At 75.3% G+C, this 17,745-nt stretch carries 16 protein-coding genes; 10 read left to right on the top strand and 6 right to left on the bottom strand.

Features of this window, described 5'->3' with window-relative positions:
• The first annotated feature begins 28 nt into the window (after positions 1–28).
• From IPO09_00805 to IPO09_00795, 3 genes are all read left to right on the top strand, one after another.
• Positions 29–2,962, top strand: coding sequence for a hypothetical protein (locus IPO09_00805; GenBank protein MBK9515891.1), 2,934 nt, complete (start codon positions 29–31; stop codon positions 2,960–2,962).
• 11 nt (positions 2,963–2,973) lie between these two features.
• Positions 2,974–4,215, top strand: a complete 1,242-nt coding sequence (locus tag IPO09_00800; GenBank protein ID MBK9515890.1) for an outer membrane protein transport protein — start codon at positions 2,974–2,976, stop codon at positions 4,213–4,215.
• Positions 4,216–4,312: 97 nt separating this feature from the next.
• Positions 4,313–5,374: an NADH:flavin oxidoreductase/NADH oxidase gene (locus IPO09_00795; GenBank protein ID MBK9515889.1), complete on the top strand. Its 1,062-nt coding sequence runs from the start codon at positions 4,313–4,315 to the stop codon at positions 5,372–5,374.
• Between the two features lie 28 nt (positions 5,375–5,402).
• On the opposite strand, the gene IPO09_00790 is transcribed toward IPO09_00795, so the two are convergent.
• On the bottom strand, positions 5,403–5,846 hold the full coding sequence (locus IPO09_00790) for an Rrf2 family transcriptional regulator (protein MBK9515888.1): 444 nt from the start codon (positions 5,844–5,846) through the stop codon (positions 5,403–5,405).
• A 189-nt stretch (positions 5,847–6,035) separates the two neighbouring features.
• Between IPO09_00790 and IPO09_00785 the strand changes: the two genes are divergently transcribed.
• Entirely contained in the window at positions 6,036–6,272 is a 237-nt protein-coding gene (locus tag IPO09_00785) for a hypothetical protein (GenBank protein ID MBK9515887.1), read from the top strand.
• 130 nt (positions 6,273–6,402) lie between these two features.
• Here the strand turns inward: IPO09_00785 and IPO09_00780 are convergent, their stop codons facing one another.
• Positions 6,403–6,813, bottom strand: coding sequence for a hypothetical protein (locus tag IPO09_00780; GenBank protein ID MBK9515886.1), 411 nt, complete (start codon positions 6,811–6,813; stop codon positions 6,403–6,405).
• A gap of 50 nt (positions 6,814–6,863) precedes the next feature.
• On the bottom strand, positions 6,864–7,085 hold the full coding sequence (locus tag IPO09_00775; GenBank protein ID MBK9515885.1) for a hypothetical protein: 222 nt from the start codon (positions 7,083–7,085) through the stop codon (positions 6,864–6,866).
• A 317-nt stretch (positions 7,086–7,402) separates the two neighbouring features.
• On the opposite strand from IPO09_00775, the gene IPO09_00770 reads away from it, so the two are divergent.
• Together IPO09_00770 and IPO09_00765 are read left to right on the top strand one after the other, a co-directional pair.
• Positions 7,403–8,773, top strand: coding sequence for a tryptophanase (locus IPO09_00770; GenBank protein ID MBK9515884.1), 1,371 nt, complete (start codon positions 7,403–7,405; stop codon positions 8,771–8,773).
• A 70-nt stretch (positions 8,774–8,843) separates the two neighbouring features.
• Positions 8,844–9,050 (top strand): hypothetical protein, encoded by a 207-nt coding sequence (locus tag IPO09_00765; GenBank protein ID MBK9515883.1) that lies wholly within the window; start codon positions 8,844–8,846, stop codon positions 9,048–9,050.
• 70 nt (positions 9,051–9,120) lie between these two features.
• Here IPO09_00765 and IPO09_00760 read toward each other — a convergent pair whose 3' ends face one another.
• A complete protein-coding gene (locus tag IPO09_00760; protein ID MBK9515882.1) occupies positions 9,121–10,365 on the bottom strand; it encodes an 8-amino-7-oxononanoate synthase in 1,245 nt (414 codons plus the stop codon).
• A 158-nt stretch (positions 10,366–10,523) separates the two neighbouring features.
• On the opposite strand from IPO09_00760, the gene IPO09_00755 reads away from it, so the two are divergent.
• From IPO09_00755 to IPO09_00745, 3 genes are all read left to right on the top strand, one after another.
• Positions 10,524–11,084 carry a Fis family transcriptional regulator gene (locus IPO09_00755; protein ID MBK9515881.1) on the top strand — a complete coding sequence of 187 codons (561 nt, stop codon included), beginning with the start codon at positions 10,524–10,526 and terminating at the stop codon, positions 11,082–11,084.
• Positions 11,085–11,204: 120 nt separating this feature from the next.
• Positions 11,205–11,876 carry a hypothetical protein gene (locus tag IPO09_00750; protein MBK9515880.1) on the top strand — a complete coding sequence of 224 codons (672 nt, stop codon included), beginning with the start codon at positions 11,205–11,207 and terminating at the stop codon, positions 11,874–11,876.
• 26 nt (positions 11,877–11,902) lie between these two features.
• Entirely contained in the window at positions 11,903–12,259 is a 357-nt protein-coding gene (locus IPO09_00745; protein ID MBK9515879.1) for an alkylphosphonate utilization protein, read from the top strand.
• Positions 12,260–12,521: 262 nt separating this feature from the next.
• Here the strand turns inward: IPO09_00745 and IPO09_00740 are convergent, their stop codons facing one another.
• Positions 12,522–12,818, bottom strand: a complete 297-nt coding sequence (locus tag IPO09_00740) for a hypothetical protein (GenBank protein MBK9515878.1) — start codon at positions 12,816–12,818, stop codon at positions 12,522–12,524.
• A 48-nt stretch (positions 12,819–12,866) separates the two neighbouring features.
• On the bottom strand, positions 12,867–15,149 hold the full coding sequence (locus IPO09_00735; protein ID MBK9515877.1) for a hypothetical protein: 2,283 nt from the start codon (positions 15,147–15,149) through the stop codon (positions 12,867–12,869).
• A 223-nt stretch (positions 15,150–15,372) separates the two neighbouring features.
• On the opposite strand from IPO09_00735, the gene IPO09_00730 reads away from it, so the two are divergent.
• A complete protein-coding gene (locus IPO09_00730; GenBank protein MBK9515876.1) occupies positions 15,373–17,697 on the top strand; it encodes a PAS domain S-box protein in 2,325 nt (774 codons plus the stop codon).
• Positions 17,698–17,745: the final 48 nt, after the last annotated feature.

Genomic DNA, 17,745 nt, shown 5'->3' with positions numbered 1-17,745 from the left:
TCGAACGTCTTCCCCGAGGAGAAAAAAGATGTCACTTCGCCGAGCCGGACTCCTGGCCGTGCCCCTCGCGCTCGCCGCCTGCACGGAGGTGACGCAGCAGCCCCTCCCCGCGGACCTGGTCTTCGCGCGCTACTCGTCACCCAACGTGCCGACGCCCAACGACCTGGCGCTGGCCGCGGTGCCGGCCGCCCCCTGCGCCTTCCTGCCCAACGCGCAGGCCCAGCTCCTCTGCACCTTCAAGAACGCCGGCGGCTTCCCGAGCGATCAGGAGGTCTCGATCTCCATCCCCTTCACCGCCTCCAGCTGGGACCCGGCCCGCGGCGACAACGGCGAGTACGTGGCCGTGGCCGCGCCCGCCATCGACCTCACCACGGTGACGGCCGACACGGTGGCCGTGCTCCGGGTGGACGTGTCGCCGGTGGCGGTGGTCGAGACCGAGGCCGCCTCCGCGGCCGGCGCCTGCTCCGCGCCCGGCACCTGCACCCCCGCCACCCTGACGCTGCGCAAGAAGGCCGACGCCACCGGCAGCCGGCGCTGGGCCCCCGGCGGCCGCTACGTCATCGGCGTCCGCGGCGGCCCGAACGGCGTCAAGACCAGCACCGGCCAGGTGGTCAACGCCGACACCGCCATCGCGCTGGCCATCATGAACCGCGACCTCACCAAGAAGGAGAACCAGCCGCTCGGCGCCATCCCCGACTCCAACGGCAACGGCACCAACGCCGACGAGGTCGCCTCGCTGGAGGGGCTGCGCCAGGCCCTGTGGAACCCGCTGCGCTGGTCCGGCGCCAGCGGCGTGTGGATCCCGGCGGCCGACCCGGGCGTGACCGCGGCCTTCCCCGCCATCGACGGCCGCTTCCCGCTCGGCGAGACCGCCAGCCTGGCCACCTTCGGCGTGGCCCCCTCGGCCGGCACGGTGGTGCTCATCGACTCCGGCTCGGGCGTGGCCCCGCTGCCCATCGACCTGCTCCGCACCGACGCCGACGGCACGGTGATCTTCAACCCGGCCTTCGGCCCGGCGGCCGCCGGCCTCGACACGCTGGACGGCTTCTCCACCAGCGCCATGATGCTGGCCCAGACCTCCGCCACCCTCGACGCCTCGACCGTGACGGCGGCCAACGTCTTCCTCTACAAGCTCGGCGGGGCCGCGCCGCAGCGGCTGCTCGACCTGCCCAGCGCGCTCGGCGCCGGCACCCCGGCCGCGGCCGCCTACCTGACCCAGCCGCCGCCCATCGTGGTGACGCAGGCGCAGGGCTGCCCCATCGCCGGCGGCTGCTCCAGCATCATCGGCCTGCAGCCGGCCGTGACGGCCCCGGTGCCCGGCCTGGGCACCTTCTACCTGCCGCCCCTCGACGAGGGGACCACCTACGCCGTGGTGGTCACCAACCGGGTGAAGGACGTGGCCGGCGGCGCCCTGGTGCGCCCCACCGTCGCCAAGATCCTGCTCGAGTTCACCGCCCCGCTGGCGGTGGGCGGCGTGTCGGCCATCCCGGGCGTGGCCAACGGCACCGCGGCGATGCTGCAGACCATGCGCGCCGCCCTCGACCCGATCTGGGCCGTGCTCCCCGCCGGCACCACCAAGGCCGACGTGGTGACCGCCTACACCTTCAAGACGCAGAGCATCACCGGCCTCTCGCTGCAGCTCTCGGCGGCGCCCTACCTCATCGAGTCGCGGGCCGGCCCCGGCGGCACGCCGGCCGCGGTGTTCGCGGTGACCTCGGTCACCCCCGGCACCTCGCCGCTGCCCGCGCCCAACGTGGCCGGCTTCTTCGACGTCACCTTCAACAGCCTGGACGCCATCGACAAGACCACCGGCACCCTGCGGCGCACGCTGGCGGCCGACCTGGCCAACCCCGCGGCGCTCCTCACCTCGCTCCACGCGCTGGTGGCCACGCCGCTGCCGGCCAACGTGCCGGCCTGCCTGCCGCCGTTCCCGGCCGGCACCTCCTGCGCCAAGGTGGTGGTGGTCGGCCACGGCCTGGGCGGCTCGAAGGAGACCCTCTACGCCCTGGCCGACGCGCTGGCGGCGCGCGGCTTCATCGCCGTGGCCACCGACTTCCCGCTGCACGGCGCGCGGGCCTGGTGCAAGGCCAGCGCGGAGTGCGGCGCGGGCGGCGTCTGCACGCCGTTCGCGGGCGGCGCCGGCCAGGGTGACGCCACCCCGCCCGGCACCTGCTCCGCCGGCGCCCCCATCTCGCAGATCTCCGGCCAGTTCTTCATCAGCGCCAACTTCTTCCGCATCCGCGACGCCTTCCGGCAGAACCTCATCGACCAGTCGGCGCTGGCCCTGGCCATGGCCCGGCCGCCGGCCGGCCTGGCGCCGCAGCCCGCCCAGGACGCCCGCGCGGCGCTCGGCCTCCCCGCCAACGTCCTCATCGACCCGAGCGCGGTCCGCTGGGAGGGCGTGTCGCTCGGCGCCATCGCCGGCACCGGCGTGCTGGCCACCAACCCGCGCTTCGACCGCGGCGCGCTGGCCGTCGGCGGCGCCATGCTGGTGGACCTCTTCACCGACCAGGCGAGCACCTTCGCCCCGCAGGTGGACGCCGTCTTCGCCGGCATCGGCATCCCGCGCGACCAGATCGCCACCAACCCGGTGGTGGCGGCCGCCTACCTGCGGACCGTCAACGTGGCCAAGTGGATCGTCGACCCGGCCGACCCGGGCAACTTCGCCAAGCACGTCTCCCGCTCGCCGCTGCCCAACCTGCTGGCCAGCCCCGACGGCTCGGTCCCGCAGGCCGCCAAGGGCACCTTCGCCATCATCGCCAAGGGCGACCCCGCCATCCGCAACCCCTACAACCAGCTGCTGGCCAACCTGACCGGGTCGAGCACCTTCGTCTACCAGGGACCCGGAGGCATCGACCTGCCGCACAGCTTCATCGGGACGTCGGCGCCGACCCAGGCCGACGCGGCCAGCTACCTCTTCGACGCGACCCTCCCGGCGGCTTCGCCGGTCACGCTGCCCTGAGGACGACCGCCATGAACCTGCTCAAGCACGCCCTCGCCCTCGCCGTCCTCGTCCCCTCGCTGGCCCTGGCCAGCGGCTACGAGGTCATCAACGTCAACCCGCGCGACCTGGCGCTCTCCTCGTCGGCGGTGGCCGTCCAGCAGGACGCCGCCGCCACCTTCTCCAACCCGGCCGCCCTCTCCAAGCTGCGCGGCTTCAACCTCTCGCTGGCCGGCTCCATCCTCTCGCTCACCACCGAGTGGACCGCGCCGGACGACGGCGGGGCCAGCGGGGTGAGCGGCACCGCCAAGACCAACTTCGCCCCCACGCCGCCGGTGGCGCTGTACGCCGCCTACGGCACCGAGGTGGCGGGGCGCGGCCTGGGCGTCGGCTTCGGCATCGGCACCCCCGGCGGCGGCCAGATGAAGTGGGACGAGACCTGGCAGGGGCGCGGCCGCATCATCACCAACGAGCGGCGCATCATCGGCGCCTACCTCAACGCCGGCTACGAGCTCTCCCCCTACCTCCGCCTCGGCGGCGGCGCCGTGTACTACTACGGCATCCAGTACCTCAAGCAGGGCATCGAGCCCTTCCCGGACGCCTACGGCGAGCTCTCCACCAAGGGCGGCGGCCTCACCTTCCAGGTGGCCATGGAGGCCCAGCTCACCAAGAACCTCTCGCTGGGCATCGACTACAAGCACAAGGCCACCATCTCCATGAAGGGCGACGGCCACTTCCAGATCCCCCCCTCGCTGGCCAGCGGCGCCACGCAGGACCAGGGCGTCAAGGAGGACCTGGCCTTCCCCAACACCCTGGCCGTCGGCATCGGCTGGCGCATCTCGAAGCCGCTGCTCTTCACGCTGCAGTACAGCTTCAGCCGCTTCGTCGAGTACACCGACGACACCTTCGTCGGCGACGCCGGCCTGACCCTGGTGGTGCCGCGCGACTACGGCAACGGCCGGGTCATCCGCGGCGGCCTGGAGTGGCAGGCCACCGACGCCCTGACGCTGCGGGTCGGCGCCATGCGCGACGTCTCCGGCCTCTCCACCGATCACCTCTCGCCCACGCTGCCGGACTCCAACACCACCGCGGTGACGGCCGGCCTGAGCTTCAACGTGACCCCGGCCCTCGGCCTGCACGCCGCCTTCTTCTACGGCGACCGCGACAAGCAGACCGCCACCGGCACCACCGCCTTCCCCGGCAGCTACAAGACCGAGATCCTCATCGCCTCGGCCGGCGTCACCTGGACGCCGGTGGTGGCCCCGGCCCCCTAGCGGCGGCGCCCACCAGCCTGGCCCTCGAGCGGGCGGCGACCTCCCGGGTCGCCGCCCGCTGCTTCTCTCCGGCGCCGCCCCGTGGCAGAAGGCGGCCATGCTCTTCGACCCCCTCACCCTGCGCGGCGTCACCCTGCGCAACCGCCTCGGCGTCTCCCCCATGTGCCAGTACTCGGCGGTGGAGGGGCGCGCCGCCGACTGGCACCTGGTGCACTACGGCGGGCTGGCGCAGGGCGGCGCCGGCCTGGTGCTGTTCGAGGCCACCGCGGTGGAGGCCCGCGGCCGCATCTCGGCGGCCGACCTCGGGCTGTGGGAGGACGCCCAGGTGGAGCCGCTGGCCCGGGTGGTGCGCTTCGTGGAGGCCATGGGCGCGGTGGCCGGGGTGCAGCTGGCCCACGCCGGGCGCAAGGCCTCGGTGCGGCCGCCCTGGGTGGCCGGCGGCGCGCCGCTCCTGCCGGGCGACGGCGGCTGGGCGCCGGTGGGGCCGAGCCCCCTGCCCTTCGCCGGCGGGCACGCCACGCCGGTGGAGCTCACCGCGGCCGAGCTCGACGCCCTGCCGGCCACCTTCGCCGCCGCCGCGGCGAGGGCGCTCACGGCCGGCTGCCGGGTGGTGGAGGTCCACGCCGCCCACGGCTACCTCCTGCACCAGCTCCTCTCGCCGCTCTCCAACCGGCGCACCGACCGGTACGGCGGCGGCTTCGAGAACCGCACCCGCCTGGCGCGCCAGGTGGTGGGCGCCGTGCGGGCCGTCTGGCCGGAGGCGCTGCCGCTGCTGGTGCGCCTCTCGGCCACCGACTGGGCCGAGGGCGGCTGGACGCCCGACGAGACGGTGGCGCTGGCGCGCCAGCTCGGCGCCCTGGGGGTGGACCTGGTGGACTGCTCGTCGGGCGGGCTGGTGCCCACCGCCGCGGTGCCGGTGGCCCCCGGCTACCAGCTGCCCTTCGCGGCCCGGGTGCGGCGCGAGGCCGGCGTGGCCACCGCCGCGGTGGGGCTGCTCACCGGGGCGGCGCAGGCGGAGCAGGTGCTGCGGGAGGGCCAGGCCGACCTGGTGCTGATGGGGCGCGAGCTGCTGCGCGACCCGCGCTTCCCGCTGCGGGCGGCCGCCGAGCTGGGCGTGGACGGCCCCTGGCCGGCGCCCTACCTGCGGGCGCGCCGCTGAGCGAGCGGCGGGAGGCGCGCCGCGGCGCTCAGGGTGCGGCGGCGGCGCGCGCCGACTTGCCGCGGCGGACCGCGGTGCGGGCCACGTCGGCCACGGTCTGCCCGGCCAGCGCGGACTCCACGCCGGCGCGGGCGGCCGCGGCGGCGCCGGCGAAGGCGGCGCGCATGCCGGCCCCCACGGGGCAGCGCAGGTTGGGGTCGCAGGGGCTGGGGGCGAGCGGCCCCTCCGGCTCGACCGCCCGGTAGACCTCGGCCAGGGTCACCTGGTCGGCCGGGCGCGCCAGGCGGTAGCCACCGCCCCTCCCCTCGCGGGCCGCGATGAGCCCGGCCTCGGCCAGCCGCCGCAGCACGCGCCGCAGGAAGACGGCGTGCGTGTTGACGCTGCCGGCCAGGTGTTCGCTGGGGTAGCCGTCCGCGTCCTGGGCCAGGACCGCGAGGGCGTGCACCGCCATGGCGAACTTTCCGGAGGCCATCGTGGGCTTTTCTGTAATTGTGCCGGTTGCAGTCGTCAAGGGCACCGACCTGTCACACCTTCGTTCACCCGCCGGCACCGCCCCCCCTTGCGTCGGATCCGCTTCGAGATCATCCTTGTGCAAGTCCGGCGGCTCGAGAGGGCGTGGTGGTGGGGTGGCGGGGGCGAGGGCGCCGGTGGGAGACCGCCGATGACCACTGCCGAGCTCTACGACGTCTACACCCGGGCCTACGCCGACTTCGACCGGCTGCTGGGCGGCGCGCCGGGAAGCCCCGCCGCCGCCGGCACCCCCATCGAGCGCGCCATCGCCGAGTACGCGGCCGAGGACGCCGCCAACGGCATCGGCCTGCGCAGCCGGGAGCAGTTCGCCCGGGCCATCGCGGATGGCGCCGCGGCGCTCGGCCCGCTCGGGCTGCGCGCCGCCTGAGGTGGCCGCCCGCCGCGCCGCGAGACGGCCGGCGGGCGCCGCTCCGGCGTGCGAAGGGCCGGTCACCTCGCGGTGCCGGCCCCCCTCGCTGCCCCGCGCGGTCCTCCTTCGGACCGCGCCGCGCTGGCGGCTACTCGCCGCGCTTCGCCTTGATCTCCCCCTCCAGCTTCTCGATCTCGGGCGTCACCGGCGCGTCCTTCTTCTCCGCGTCCTTGTGGCCGGCCAGGTAGGCCGCGCCGGGAGCCAGGTCGGGCGCCACCGAGGCGGCCAGCGACGAGGCGCCCTCGGCCACGTGCCCGGTCACCTTCATGACCAGGGCCTGGGCGAAGAGCGCGAACCCGATGGCCGGCAGGAACATGAGGAACGCCAGCCCGACCACCGGCACCACCAGGAAGAGCGCCGGGAAGGGCACCGAGACGTACTTCGCCGTGGCGGCGCCGGGCAGCGTGCCGCCGCCCTCGGGGACCACCTCGATGGCGAAGCTGCGGGTGTTCAGGTAGTAGCCGCTCTGGACGCTGGAGTTGCCGGTGTGGGTCGTCATGGTCTGCTCCGTTCGGTGAGGCTGGGAAGTGGGTGGGGAAGCCGGGAAGCTCAGCGGCAGGCGCGGCGCCGCTGGATGTGGAGGAGGAGCTCGTCGAGGTCCTCGTCGAGGGTGGAGGCGCGGGCCGGGGCGCGGCAGGGCGCGCCGGCCAGGTGCGCCTCACCGGGCACGAGGCCGGGGGCCAGGGTGGCCAGCAGCGTCGCGGCCAGCTGGCCGAGCCCGCGGGCCGCTGCCTGCAGGGTCGTCTTCGCGCTGTCGAGGTTGGTCGTCATGTGTCGCTCCCTTCGTCAGTGAATATCGTCGATCAGAGCCGCCGCCGATATTGGGCCAACTCCCCGATCGCGCGGCTTTGAGTCCGGGGCGCCGCCGCGTCGGGCGCCCGATCCGGGCGGGGCGCGGTCCGTGGTCCGGGGGTGGGGAGTCCCGAGTCCGGCCTCGGGCGATCACCCGAGGACCCTGGCGGGGCGGCCGGCACGCGCCGCTTGCGCCCTGTTTCCGCGGGGTTCAGCGTGTGGGTGGCGCCTCCGCCGCGCGGCGGCGGTCGCCCTCCCGGCCTCGCCACGCCGCTCCCGGCCCCCACGGTGCGCCCATGCCACACAGCCGCTTCGAGCCCTTCCGCATCAAGATGGTGGAGCCCATCCGCATGACCACGCGCGCCGAGCGCGAGGCGCTGCTCTCGGCCGCGCGGCTCAACGTGTTCGCGCTGGCCGCCGACGACGTGCTCCTCGACTTCCTCACCGACTCCGGCACCGGCGCCATGTCGGCGCGGCAGTGGGCCGGCCTGATGGTGGGCGACGAGAGCTACGCCGGCGCCCGCAGCTTCTTCCGCTTCGAGCGGGTGGTGCGTGCGCTCACCGGCTACCAGCACGTCATCCCGGTGCACCAGGGGCGCGCCGCCGAGCGGATCCTCTTCAAGGTGGCCACCAGCCCGGGCGACGTGGTGCCGAGCAACACCCACTTCGACACCACCCGCGCCAACCTCGAGTACGGCGGCGTGGAGGCGGCCGACCTGGTCATCCCCGAGGGGCTGTCGCCGCGGACGCGCCACCCGTTCAAGGGGAACGTGGACCTGGAGCGGGTGGAGGCGCTGCTGCGGGAGCGCGGCGACCGCGTGCCCTTCGGCATGATCACCCTCACCAACAACTCCGGCGGCGGGCAGCCGGTGTCGCTCTCCAACCTGCGGGCCTACCGGGCGCTGCTGGCGCGCTTCGGCAAGCCGCTCATCATCGACGCCTGCCGCTTCGCCGAGAACGCCATGTTCGTGAAGCTGCGCGAGCCCGGCCAGGAGGGGCGGGCCGTGGCCGACATCGCCCGCGAGGCCTTCTCGCTGGCCGACGGCTGCACCATGAGCGGCAAGAAGGACGGGCTGGCCAACATCGGCGGGTTCATCGCGCTCAGGGAGGACCGGTGGGTGGAGGCGGCCCGCACCCTGCTGATCCTCACCGAGGGCTTCCCCACCTACGGCGGGCTGGCCGGGCGCGACCTGGAGGCGCTGGCCACCGGCCTGGAGGAGGTGCTGGAGGAGGACTACCTGCGCTACCGGCTGCGCACGGCCGAGTACCTGGGCGAGAAGCTGCTGGCGGGCGGCGTGCAGATCGTGGAGCCCACCGGCGGCCACGCCGTCTACCTGGACGCGCGCGCCTTCCTGCCCCACCTGCCGCCGGAGCAGTACCCGGCCTGGGCGCTCACCGCCGCCCTCTACCTGGAGGGCGGCATCCGCGGCGTGGAGATCGGGTCGGTGATGTTCGGCCGGCGGCTGCCAGACGGCACCGAGACCTTCCACCCGCTGGAGCTGGTGCGCCTGGCCTTCCCGCGCCGGGTCTACACCCAGAGCCACTTCGACTACGCCGCCGAGGTGATCTGCGAGCTGAAGGCCAGGGCGGGCCAGGTGCGCGGGGTGCGGCTGGTGAAGCAGGCCGGGGTGCTGCGCCACTTCACGGCGGAGGCGGAGTGGGTGTGACCCGGTGATCGGCACCCCCGCCGCTTGCCAAGCCGCGAATGAGCCTTACCTGGATGGGTGAGGTGACACGATGACTAGCCAGCGCCCAGGGGAGCCGAGGAGCGACGAGGACGTCCAGGTCGAGGGCGGCTGCCCGACCTGCGGCGGCGCGGTGGCGGCCCGGTTCACCCGGTCGATGGTCTGGGCCTGGTGCGGCCCCTGCCGGCGGCTGTCCCGGCCGGTGCTGGTGGCCGGCGCCGACGGCGCCAGGCTGTTCCACCCGGCGGCGGCGGCCTGAGAGGCCATGAAGAAATCCCCTCCCGTCGCCGGATCGGCCGCCGGCGCGGGGTCGGGTCGCCCTGGCCGGCCTACCTTGCCGGCAGCACCCCGGCCTCGCGGCCCGCCGCGGCGATGGCGAGCACCGCCCGGTCGACCTGCTCGCGCGTGTGGGTGGCCATGACGGTGAGCCGCAGGATGCACCGGCCCGGCGGCACCGCCGGGGGCAGCACCAGGCTGGCGTAGACCCCGTCCGCCTCCAGCCGCCGCCACATGGTGAAGAGCCGCTCCTGCTGGCCCACCTGTACCGGCACGATGGGCGAGCAGGTGACCCCGATGTCGAAGCCCTCCTCCGCCAGCCCGGACTGCAGCCGGCGGGTGTTCTCCCACAGCCGCAGGCGCCGCTCCGGCTCCTCCTCGATGAGGTCCAGCGCCGCCAGCGTGGCGGCCTGCACCGCGGCCGGCCCGGAGGCGGTGAAGATCATGGGGCGGGCCAGGTGGCGCAGGTACTCCACCACCGGGGCGTCGGCCACCACGTACCCGCCCAGCGTGCCGGTGGCCTTGGAGAGCGTGCCCACCAGCACGTCGATCTCCGCCTCCAGCCCGAAGTGCTCGGCCACGCCGCGGCCGGTGGGCCCGAAGACGCCCACCCCGTGCGCGTCGTCCACCAGCAGCCGCGCCCCGTGGCGGCGGCAGGCCGCCAGCAGCTCGGGCAGCGGGGCCAGGTCGCCGTCCATGCTGTAGACCCCGTCCACCGCCACCAGCGCCGGCCGGTCCGGCTCCGACGCCAGCAGGCGCGCCAGGTGGGCCGGGTCGTTGTGGCGGAACCGCTTGACCCGCACCCCGGCCAGCTTGCAGGCGTCCACCAGGCTGGCGTGGGCCAGGCGGTCGAGCACCACCAGGTCGCCGGGGCCGCACAGGGCCGAGATGGCGCCCAGGTTGGCCAGGTAGCCCACCGAGAAGACCGCCGCCGCCTCGCGCCGGTGGAAGGCGGCCAGCCGCGCCTCCAGCCGCTGGTGCAGGTCGAGGGTGCCGTTGAGCAGGCGCGAGCCGGTGGTGCCCACGCCGCACTGCGCCAGCGCCGCCGTCGCTGCCGCCACCAGCCGCGGGTGGGTGGCCAGGCCCAGGTAGTTGTTGGAGCCGAACATCAGCACCGGGCGGCCCTGCACCTCGGAGATGGCGTCCGGGCCGCCCTGCGCCGGCCGGTGGTACGGGTAGAGCCCGGCGGCCTTCAGCTCGCCGGTGATGGTGAAGGCGCGGCAGCGGGCGAAGAGATCGGCCCGGTTGGCGGCGGGCACGACCGCCAGCGCGGCCGAGCCCGGGTGCTTGGTGGTCATACCGTGAGGGTAACTGGACTGATCGTGCGGGGACAGCTGGTCATGGGCTGGACAGCGCGGGTGCGACAGGATGCGCACCGGCCAGGCGGCTCGACCCCTCGCGGCCGGCGGGGCGGGCCGGCGGGCACGGGGAGGGCGGGATGTGGCATCGTCGGGCCATGACCCCTCGCGCGCGCTGCCTGCCGCTGCTCGGACTCCTGGTGGCCCTCGCCGGCTGCGGCGGCGCCGCGGCGGTGGCCGACGGACCGACCGGTCCGGCCACCGAGCCGGCCGAGCTGGCCGGCATCACCGCCGCCCACAACGCCGTCCGCAGCGGCGTCGGCGTCGGCCCGCTCGCCTGGGACGCCGCGCTGGCGGCCACCGCGGCGGCCTGGGCGGCCCGCTGCGTGGACGTGCAGCAGCCCTCCGGCCTGGTCGACCACAACCCTGGCCGGAGCGACGGCCACCCGTTCTACGTGGGCGAGAACATCTACGCCTCGACCGGCACCGCCGCGGGCACCGATGCGGTGGCGAGCTGGAGCGGCGAGGCCGCCCACTACGACCACGCCACCAACACCTGCGCCAGCGGCCAGGTCTGCGGCCACTACACGCAGGTGGTCTGGGCCGCCAGCACGGCGCTGGGCTGCGCGCGGCGCGACTGCCCGGCCCTGCGGTTCCGCTCCACCATCGTGTGCGACTACGGCCCGGGCGGGAACATCAGCGGGCAGCGGCCCTACTGAGCGCCTCCCTCGGTGGGCGCATGGAGGGAATGGTGCGACTCCGCCTCCGTTGACGCTCGGCGCCGCGGACCCTAGGTTTTTGGTCTTCCGCCATCACCACCTGCGTCCGGAGGAGGCCTCATGTCCCGCCGCCTGTCCCGCCTCGCCCTCTTCTCGCTGCTCGCCGCCTCGGCCCTGGGGCCCGCCCCGGCCCGCGCCATCGACCTCGGCTGGACCGCCCTGGGCGGCTGGCAGGGCGGTGGGGTGCTGCGGCTCACCAGCACCGCCACCGGCGTGGTCAAGAAGCTCCCCCTCTCCTTCGACGTGGGCATCGGGCACGCCTTCATCGACCCGGGCGACGCGGCGCTGGCCCGGCGCGTCTTCATCAACGAGAACACCAACGGCACGCCGGAGGAGAGCGGCGGCGTCTGGGACTTCCGGGTCGACGGCGTGTGGGGCCTGAAGGTGAGCGGCCTGCAGGACGCCGGCGTGTTCGGCGGCGTCCGCTACTCGATGTACTCCGGCCGCTTCAAGTACGTGGGCGGCAACGAGGACTTCATCATCACCTCCAACGCCTGGGGCCTCGGCGTCGGCGCCCGTGGCTCGCTGGCCGTGAACCGCCGCTGGAGCCTGACCGCCAGCCTCGGGCTCGACTGGTTCCCCACCCAGACGGTCTATGGCCACGACGCCAGCTACTCGTCCAACAACGTCAACAACGGCCGGGAGAACTTCACCTGGAGCGACGCGGACCGGGCCGTCAACCAGCCCTGGCTCCTGCCGAGCCTGCTGGTGGGAGTCAGCTGGAGACAGTAGGAGGCATCGGGGGTAAGACGCCCGCCATGAACGACCTGCCCGCCTGCCCGACGTGCCAGTCCACCCTCACCTACCAGGACGGGGCCATGCTGGTCTGCCCGGAGTGCGCCCACGAGTGGGCGCCCGGCGCCCCGGCGGCGGCGGCGGCGGCGGCGGCGGCGGAGCCGGGGCTGGTGGTCCGCGACGCCTTCGGCACGGTGCTCATCGACGGCGACACGGTCACGGTGATCAAGGACCTGAAGATCCGCGGCACCTCCTCGGTGGTGAAGGTGGGGACCAAGGTGCGCAACATCCGGCTGGTCGAGGGCGACCACGACATCGACTGCAAGGTCGACGGCGTCGGCGCCATGGGGCTCAAGTCGGAGTTCGTGAAGAAGGCCTGAGCGCGGTGCGGCCAGGCGCGTGGGTCGTGTGGCCCGAGGACGACCGGCCGGCCGCTCAGGGCCCGGGCCAGCTCCAGGGCGGCCTGGCCGCTCGGCGCCTGCAGCACCTCGAACCCGGCGTTGCGCAGCGCCCGCGCCAGCAGGGGGCGCACGTGCTCGTCGTCCTCGGCCAGCAGCACGGTCCGGCCCGGCGCGGCCAGGTGGCCGGCCAGCACGGCCAGGACGGTCGGGTCGCCGTCGGCGATGAGCAGGGTGGGCATGGTCACTCCGGGAGGGCGAAGAGCTGGAGCGGACCGGACGCGTCGCCGGCCGCCACGTAGACCGTGGTCTGGCCGCCGGCCGCGAGCGCGCGGGCGTCGAGGAAGCGGGTCCGGGCCGGGGCGCCGAAGCCAGCGCCGCCCAGCCCGACGCAGCCGGCCGCTCCGACCGAGCAGCCGTCGCGCCCCTTGAAGTCGGAGAGCCGGGTGGGCGCCACCGCGGCGCGGAAGAGCTGGGCCCCATTCACCGCGTCGTCGAAGCCGAGGTAGAGGTAGCGCGCGGTGGCCAGGAGCACGCTCACCGCGCCGTGGGTCGGCGCGTGCCGTGCCGGGGTGACCGGGGCGGGGCGCTATCGGCCGCGGCGCAGGCGCGCACCCCAGGCCAGCAGCAGCCCGAGCCCCAGCGCCGAGGCGAGGAGCCCGGCCGCCACCTCGGGCGGCCGGTAGCGCATCTCCAGCACGTGCCGGCCCGCCGGCCAGGGGACCGCCCGGAGCACCACGTCGGCCGGGAGGATCGAGGCCCGGGCCCCGTCGATGGTCGCCTCCCAGCCTGGCCACCAGGCGTCGGCGATCAGCAGCGTGGCGTCGCCGGCCGTCTCGGCCTCCACCCGCAGCGACTCGAGGCCACGCTCCACCGAGAGGACCCGCCCCGGCGCGGCGCTGGGCCGGCCGCGGGTCTCGAGCACCACCACCCCGGCCGCCTCGAACGGCGTCTGGACCGTCTCCCGGATGGCGGCGGCCTCGTCGGCCACCGGGCGCAGCGCCTCCGGGAAGCTGGCCCAGGCGCGGTGGGGGATGCTCCAGACCTCGCCCGGGCCCGCCGCCAGCGGCGTGCGGGTGGCCCCGCGGGTGGCGAGGTCGTGGAGGAACCGCTGGTCCTCGGTGGTGGGTGGCGCCACCACCACGTGGGTGGCGCCGTAGCGCCTGGCCTCCCTGGGCCAGGTCGGCCAGAGCGCCGCCTGGAGCCGCGCCAGCCGCCCGGGCCGCATGGCGCCGTAGTCGGCCAGCGAGTCGAGCCTGTGCCGCACGTGGTGCGCCGGGTACCCGAGCGCGGCGTGCTCCCGCCCCTGCTGGTCGGTCCAGTCCAGCCCGGGATCCCTGGCCAGCGGCTCGTAGGTGTACGGGGTCAGGATGCGGGGACCGGGGGGCGCCGCCGTGAGCGCCGGGCCGGGCGAGGTGAGGCGGATGGCCGGGTCGCCCGGGCGCAGCGCCGCCGGCGAGGCCGCCACCGCAGAGGCCCAGACCAGGGCGGCCAGGGCGCCGCCGCTCACCTGGGCGCCGGCGCGCTCGCCGAGGAGCACCCAGCCGCCGAAGGCGAGCAGCGCCCCGGCCACGTGCCACCCGCCCCGCAGGAGCCGGGCGCCTGCCAGCGCCGCCACCTCGGGCGGGAGCCCGCCGGCCATGAGGCGGCTCGCCAGGACGGACGCCAGCCCCAGCGCCGCAGCCGTCCCCAGGGCGAGCCACGCGGCCCGGCGCCGCTCGACGACGGCGTCGAGCCCGAGCCCCGCCAGCACCCCGACCAGGAGCGACAGCGGGCCGACCAGCTTCTCCGCGTAGCGGAAGGCGCTCCAGAGCGGCACCTGGCGCAGCACCGCGTCGGCGCCCAGCCGCGTGCCGAGCGCGCCCCACAGGAGCGCGAGCGCCAGGCCGGCGAGCCACCGCCCGCGGCGGGACTGGACGCCCCCCGCCAGCGCCAGCGCCACCGGCACCAGCCCCACCGCCACGCTGGGCGCGAAGGGGATGGGCAGCCCGCCGGCCGGCCAGCGCCCAGGGCCGCCCATCGCCTCGAAGACCTGGTCGAGCAGCGGGTCCGGCCCCCACGCCAGCCCGGGCAGCACCAGCTCCGGGAGGCGCCAGGGCTCGAAGGCCCAGACCCCCGGGACCGGGACCCAGCTCCCGCTGGCCCGGTCGGTCCGGGGGAGGTGCACGGCGGACGGGACCAGCTGCACGCCGGCCAGCAGCAGGCCGATCAGCCCGGCCGCCACCGCCCGCGCCGCGCCGCGCCAGCCGCCCACCTCGAGGGCAAGGGCCAGCGAAAGGGCGCCCCCCACCATGAGCGCCTGCGCGTCGCCGGAGAGCGCCAGCACCATCGCCCCCGCGGCGCCCATGGCCAGGGTGGCGGGGCCTGGAGCGGCCGCGAAGCGGCGCAGGCCGGCCAGGCAGAACGGCAGGCTGCCGGCGCCGGCCAGGAAGACCAGGTTGCCGGCCATCGACAGCACGAACCCGGAGAGGCCGTAGGTGAAGGCCGCCGCGGCCGCGCCGGCGCGGGAGGCCCCCAGGTCGCGCGTGAGCAGCGCCGCGCCCAGCCCGGCGCAGGCCACGTGGCCGCCGATGAGCAGGTCCGCGCTCCGGCCGGTTCCCAGCCAGGCGGTCAGGACCGACACCGGGTGCAGCACCCCGTGGATGGCGTCGGCCAGGAACGGCACGCCGGCGCCCATGAACGGGTTCCAGAGCGGCAGGCGGAAGGAGCGCAGCGCCTCGTCCACCAGCCAGCGCTGCGGCGCGTAGAGCCGGAGCGTGTCGAACCAGGCCAGGGTCCGGCCGCCGGCCCAGTGGAAGGCCAGGGGCGCCAGCACCGCGCAGGCCACGGCCAGCGGGAAGGCGAGGTGGCGGGCTCGGGCGGAGCGGGGCAAGGCGCGCATGATACCGCCAGGCCGGCGCCGCGGGCGGCCGGTCGCGGCGGCGCTCGCCCGGGGCGCCGAGGAGACGCCCGCGGCGCGCCGGGGGCGTGGCGTGGTGTGGGTCCCGAGCACCCACGCCGAGGCGCCGGGGGCCCCGGGGCCGAGGCGCCCCTTGCCGGGACATACCGAGCGTGGGACCGTGTCGGCAGGGCGCCTGGCGTCCGAGGGGGACTGCGTGGACCAGCCGATCGAGGTCCTGCCCGGCGCCAGCGACGAATGCTACCGGCGGCTCTTCGAGTCCCTGGCCGATCCGGTCTTCGTCGTCGACCAGGGGAGCGGCCTGATCCTCGAGGTCACCCCGGCGGCGGCGCCGATCTACGGGTACACGCGGGCAGAGCTGCTCGGCCAGGGCATCGCCCTGGTCGCCGCCGAGCCGGAGCAGGCCCTGCGCGACCTCCGGCCCGGCCCCTTGCCCAAGGCCCGCCGCGACCACCGGCGCCGGGACGGCTCCCTGTTCCCCGTGGAGGTCATCGCCAGCGTCGTCGAGTGGGACGGGCGCCCGGCGGTCGTGCAGGTGGTCCGTGACGTCACCGAGCGGGTGCGGGCCGAGGAGGCCTTGCGCGAGTCGAAGTCCCTGGTCGAGGCGGTGCTGGAGAACGTGCCCCTCATGGTCTTCCTCAAGGAGGCCTCCGACCTGCGCTTCGTCCTGTTCAACCGCGCCGGCGAGGAGCTGGTGGGGTACGACCGCAGCACCTTACTCGGCAAGAACAACCTGGACCTCTTCCCGCCCGACCAGGCGGCGCACTTCATGTCGAAGGACCGCGAGGTGCTCGACGGGGCCGCCGGCGTCCTGGACATCCCGGAGGAGGAGATCCTGACGGCCAGGCAGGGGCTGCGGCTGCTGCACACCCGCAAGGTGTGCATCCGCGGGGCCGACGGGACCACCAAGTACCTGCTGGGCGTCTCCGAGGACATCACCGAGCGGAAGCGGGCCGAGGCGGCGCTGAAGGCCAGCGAGGAGCGCTTCCGCGAGATCATCATGGCCTCGCCCGTCCCGCTGGCCCTGAACGACGACCAGCAGCGCATCACCTTCCTCAACCCGGCCTTCACGCAGGCGTTCGGCTACACGCTGGACGACATCCCCACCCTCGCCGAGTGGTGGCCCAGGGCCTACCCGGACCCCGCCTACCGGCGCCAGGTCGCCGAGGCCTGGCAGGCCGAGCTGGACCGCTCCCGGCGGACCGGGGAGCCGTTCACGCCGCAGGAGGTGGAGATGCGCTGCCGCGACGGCTCGGACCGGAGCGTGCTGGCCAGCGCCGCCTCCCTCTCGCCGGCCTGGTTCGGCGAGCACCTCATCGTGCTGTTCGACATCACCGAGCGCAAGCGGCTGCAGGTGGGCCTGGCCCAGGCGGATCGCCTCTCGAGCATGGGCATGCTGGCGGCCGGCGTGGCCCACGAGATCAACAACCCGCTGACCTACGTCCTGGCCAACGTCGACGCCGTCGCCCAGGACCTGCCCCGGCTGGCCGGGGACGGCGCCGGACCGGTCGACCCGGCCAGGCTCCAGGGCCTGGCGACCTGCGTCCAGGGCGCGCTCGAGGGGATCCACCGGATCCGAAAGATCTCGCAGAGCCTGGGCTCCTTCTCGCGCGTCGAGCGCGTCGAGCTGGCGCACGTCGACCTGAACCTCGCCGTCCAGGCCGCCGTCACCATGGCGCACAACGAGGTGAAGTACCGGGCCCGGCTGGTCACCGAGCTCGGCCAGGTGCCCACCGTCCTGGCCTCCGACGGCAAGCTCTCGCAGGTGTTCCTGAACCTCATCCTGAACGCCGCCCACGCCATCGACGAGGGCCGGGTGAACGACCACCGCATCCTGGTGCGAACCTGGACCACCGGGGACCACGTGCTCGCCGAGGTCTCCGACACCGGCCACGGGATCCGGCCGGAGGACCTGGAGCGCATCTTCGAGCCGTTCTTCACCACCAAGCAGCCCGGCGCGGGCTCCGGCCTGGGGCTCGCCATCAGCCGGAACATCGTCGCCGGGTTCGGCGGCGACCTGCGGGTCGAGAGCGAGGTCGGCCATGGGGCGCGCTTCGTGGTGCGGCTGCCCGCCTGCCCGGCGCCGCCCGCAGGGCCGCCCGGCGCGGCCGCCCCGGAGCGGCCCGCCCGTCAGCCGGTGCGCGGGCGGATCCTGGTGGTGGACGACGAGGAGCAGGTGCGCCGCGTGCTGGTGCGGCTGCTGGGGAGCCAGCACGAGGTGGTGGCCGTCGCCTCCGGCCGGGAGGGCCAGGCGCTGCTGGAGCGGGACCGGGGCTTCGACGTGATCCTGTGCGACCTGATGATGCCCGAGCTGACCGGCATGGACCTGCACGCCTGGCTGGTGGACCTGGCCCCGGCCCTGGCCAGCCGGGTGGTCTTCATGTCCGGCGGCGCCTTCACGCCCAGGGCCTCCGACTACATGACCAGCGTGGGCAACCTCCAGATCGAGAAGCCCTTCGACCCGGCCACGCTCCGGGAGGTGGTGCTGCGGCTGGTGGCCGAGGCCCGGGGCGGGCGCTGACGCCGGGGGCGGGCGCCCGCCGCCTCCCGCCCCCGGCCGTCCGGGCGG

The organism is Anaeromyxobacter sp. (assembly GCA_016718565.1).
In the GTDB taxonomy this organism is placed as follows: Bacteria; Myxococcota; Myxococcia; order Myxococcales; family Anaeromyxobacteraceae; genus JADKCZ01.
Note: the sequence above shows the minus strand (reverse complement) of the source record. Positions and strands in the feature narration are given on the sequence as shown.

Bases quoted from the DNA above. Each gene is read 5' to 3' on its own strand.
- IPO09_00760 (MBK9515882.1), bottom strand. From the start codon at position 10,365: ATGACCACCAAGCACCCGGGCTCGGCCGCGCTGGCGGTCGTGCCCGCC.
- IPO09_00755 (MBK9515881.1), top strand. From the start codon at position 10,524: ATGACCCCTCGCGCGCGCTGCCTGCCGCTGCTCGGACTCCTGGTGGCC.
- IPO09_00775 (MBK9515885.1), bottom strand. From the start codon at position 7,085: ATGACGACCAACCTCGACAGCGCGAAGACGACCCTGCAGGCAGCGGCC.
- IPO09_00790 (MBK9515888.1), bottom strand. From the start codon at position 5,846: ATGGCCTCCGGAAAGTTCGCCATGGCGGTGCACGCCCTCGCGGTCCTG.
- IPO09_00805 (MBK9515891.1), top strand. From the start codon at position 29: ATGTCACTTCGCCGAGCCGGACTCCTGGCCGTGCCCCTCGCGCTCGCC.
- IPO09_00800 (MBK9515890.1), top strand. From the start codon at position 2,974: ATGAACCTGCTCAAGCACGCCCTCGCCCTCGCCGTCCTCGTCCCCTCG.
- IPO09_00780 (MBK9515886.1), bottom strand. From the start codon at position 6,813: ATGACGACCCACACCGGCAACTCCAGCGTCCAGAGCGGCTACTACCTG.
- IPO09_00770 (MBK9515884.1), top strand. From the start codon at position 7,403: ATGCCACACAGCCGCTTCGAGCCCTTCCGCATCAAGATGGTGGAGCCC.
- IPO09_00785 (MBK9515887.1), top strand. From the start codon at position 6,036: ATGACCACTGCCGAGCTCTACGACGTCTACACCCGGGCCTACGCCGAC.
- IPO09_00750 (MBK9515880.1), top strand. From the start codon at position 11,205: ATGTCCCGCCGCCTGTCCCGCCTCGCCCTCTTCTCGCTGCTCGCCGCC.
- IPO09_00795 (MBK9515889.1), top strand. From the start codon at position 4,313: ATGCTCTTCGACCCCCTCACCCTGCGCGGCGTCACCCTGCGCAACCGC.
- IPO09_00765 (MBK9515883.1), top strand. From the start codon at position 8,844: ATGACTAGCCAGCGCCCAGGGGAGCCGAGGAGCGACGAGGACGTCCAG.
- IPO09_00745 (MBK9515879.1), top strand. From the start codon at position 11,903: ATGAACGACCTGCCCGCCTGCCCGACGTGCCAGTCCACCCTCACCTAC.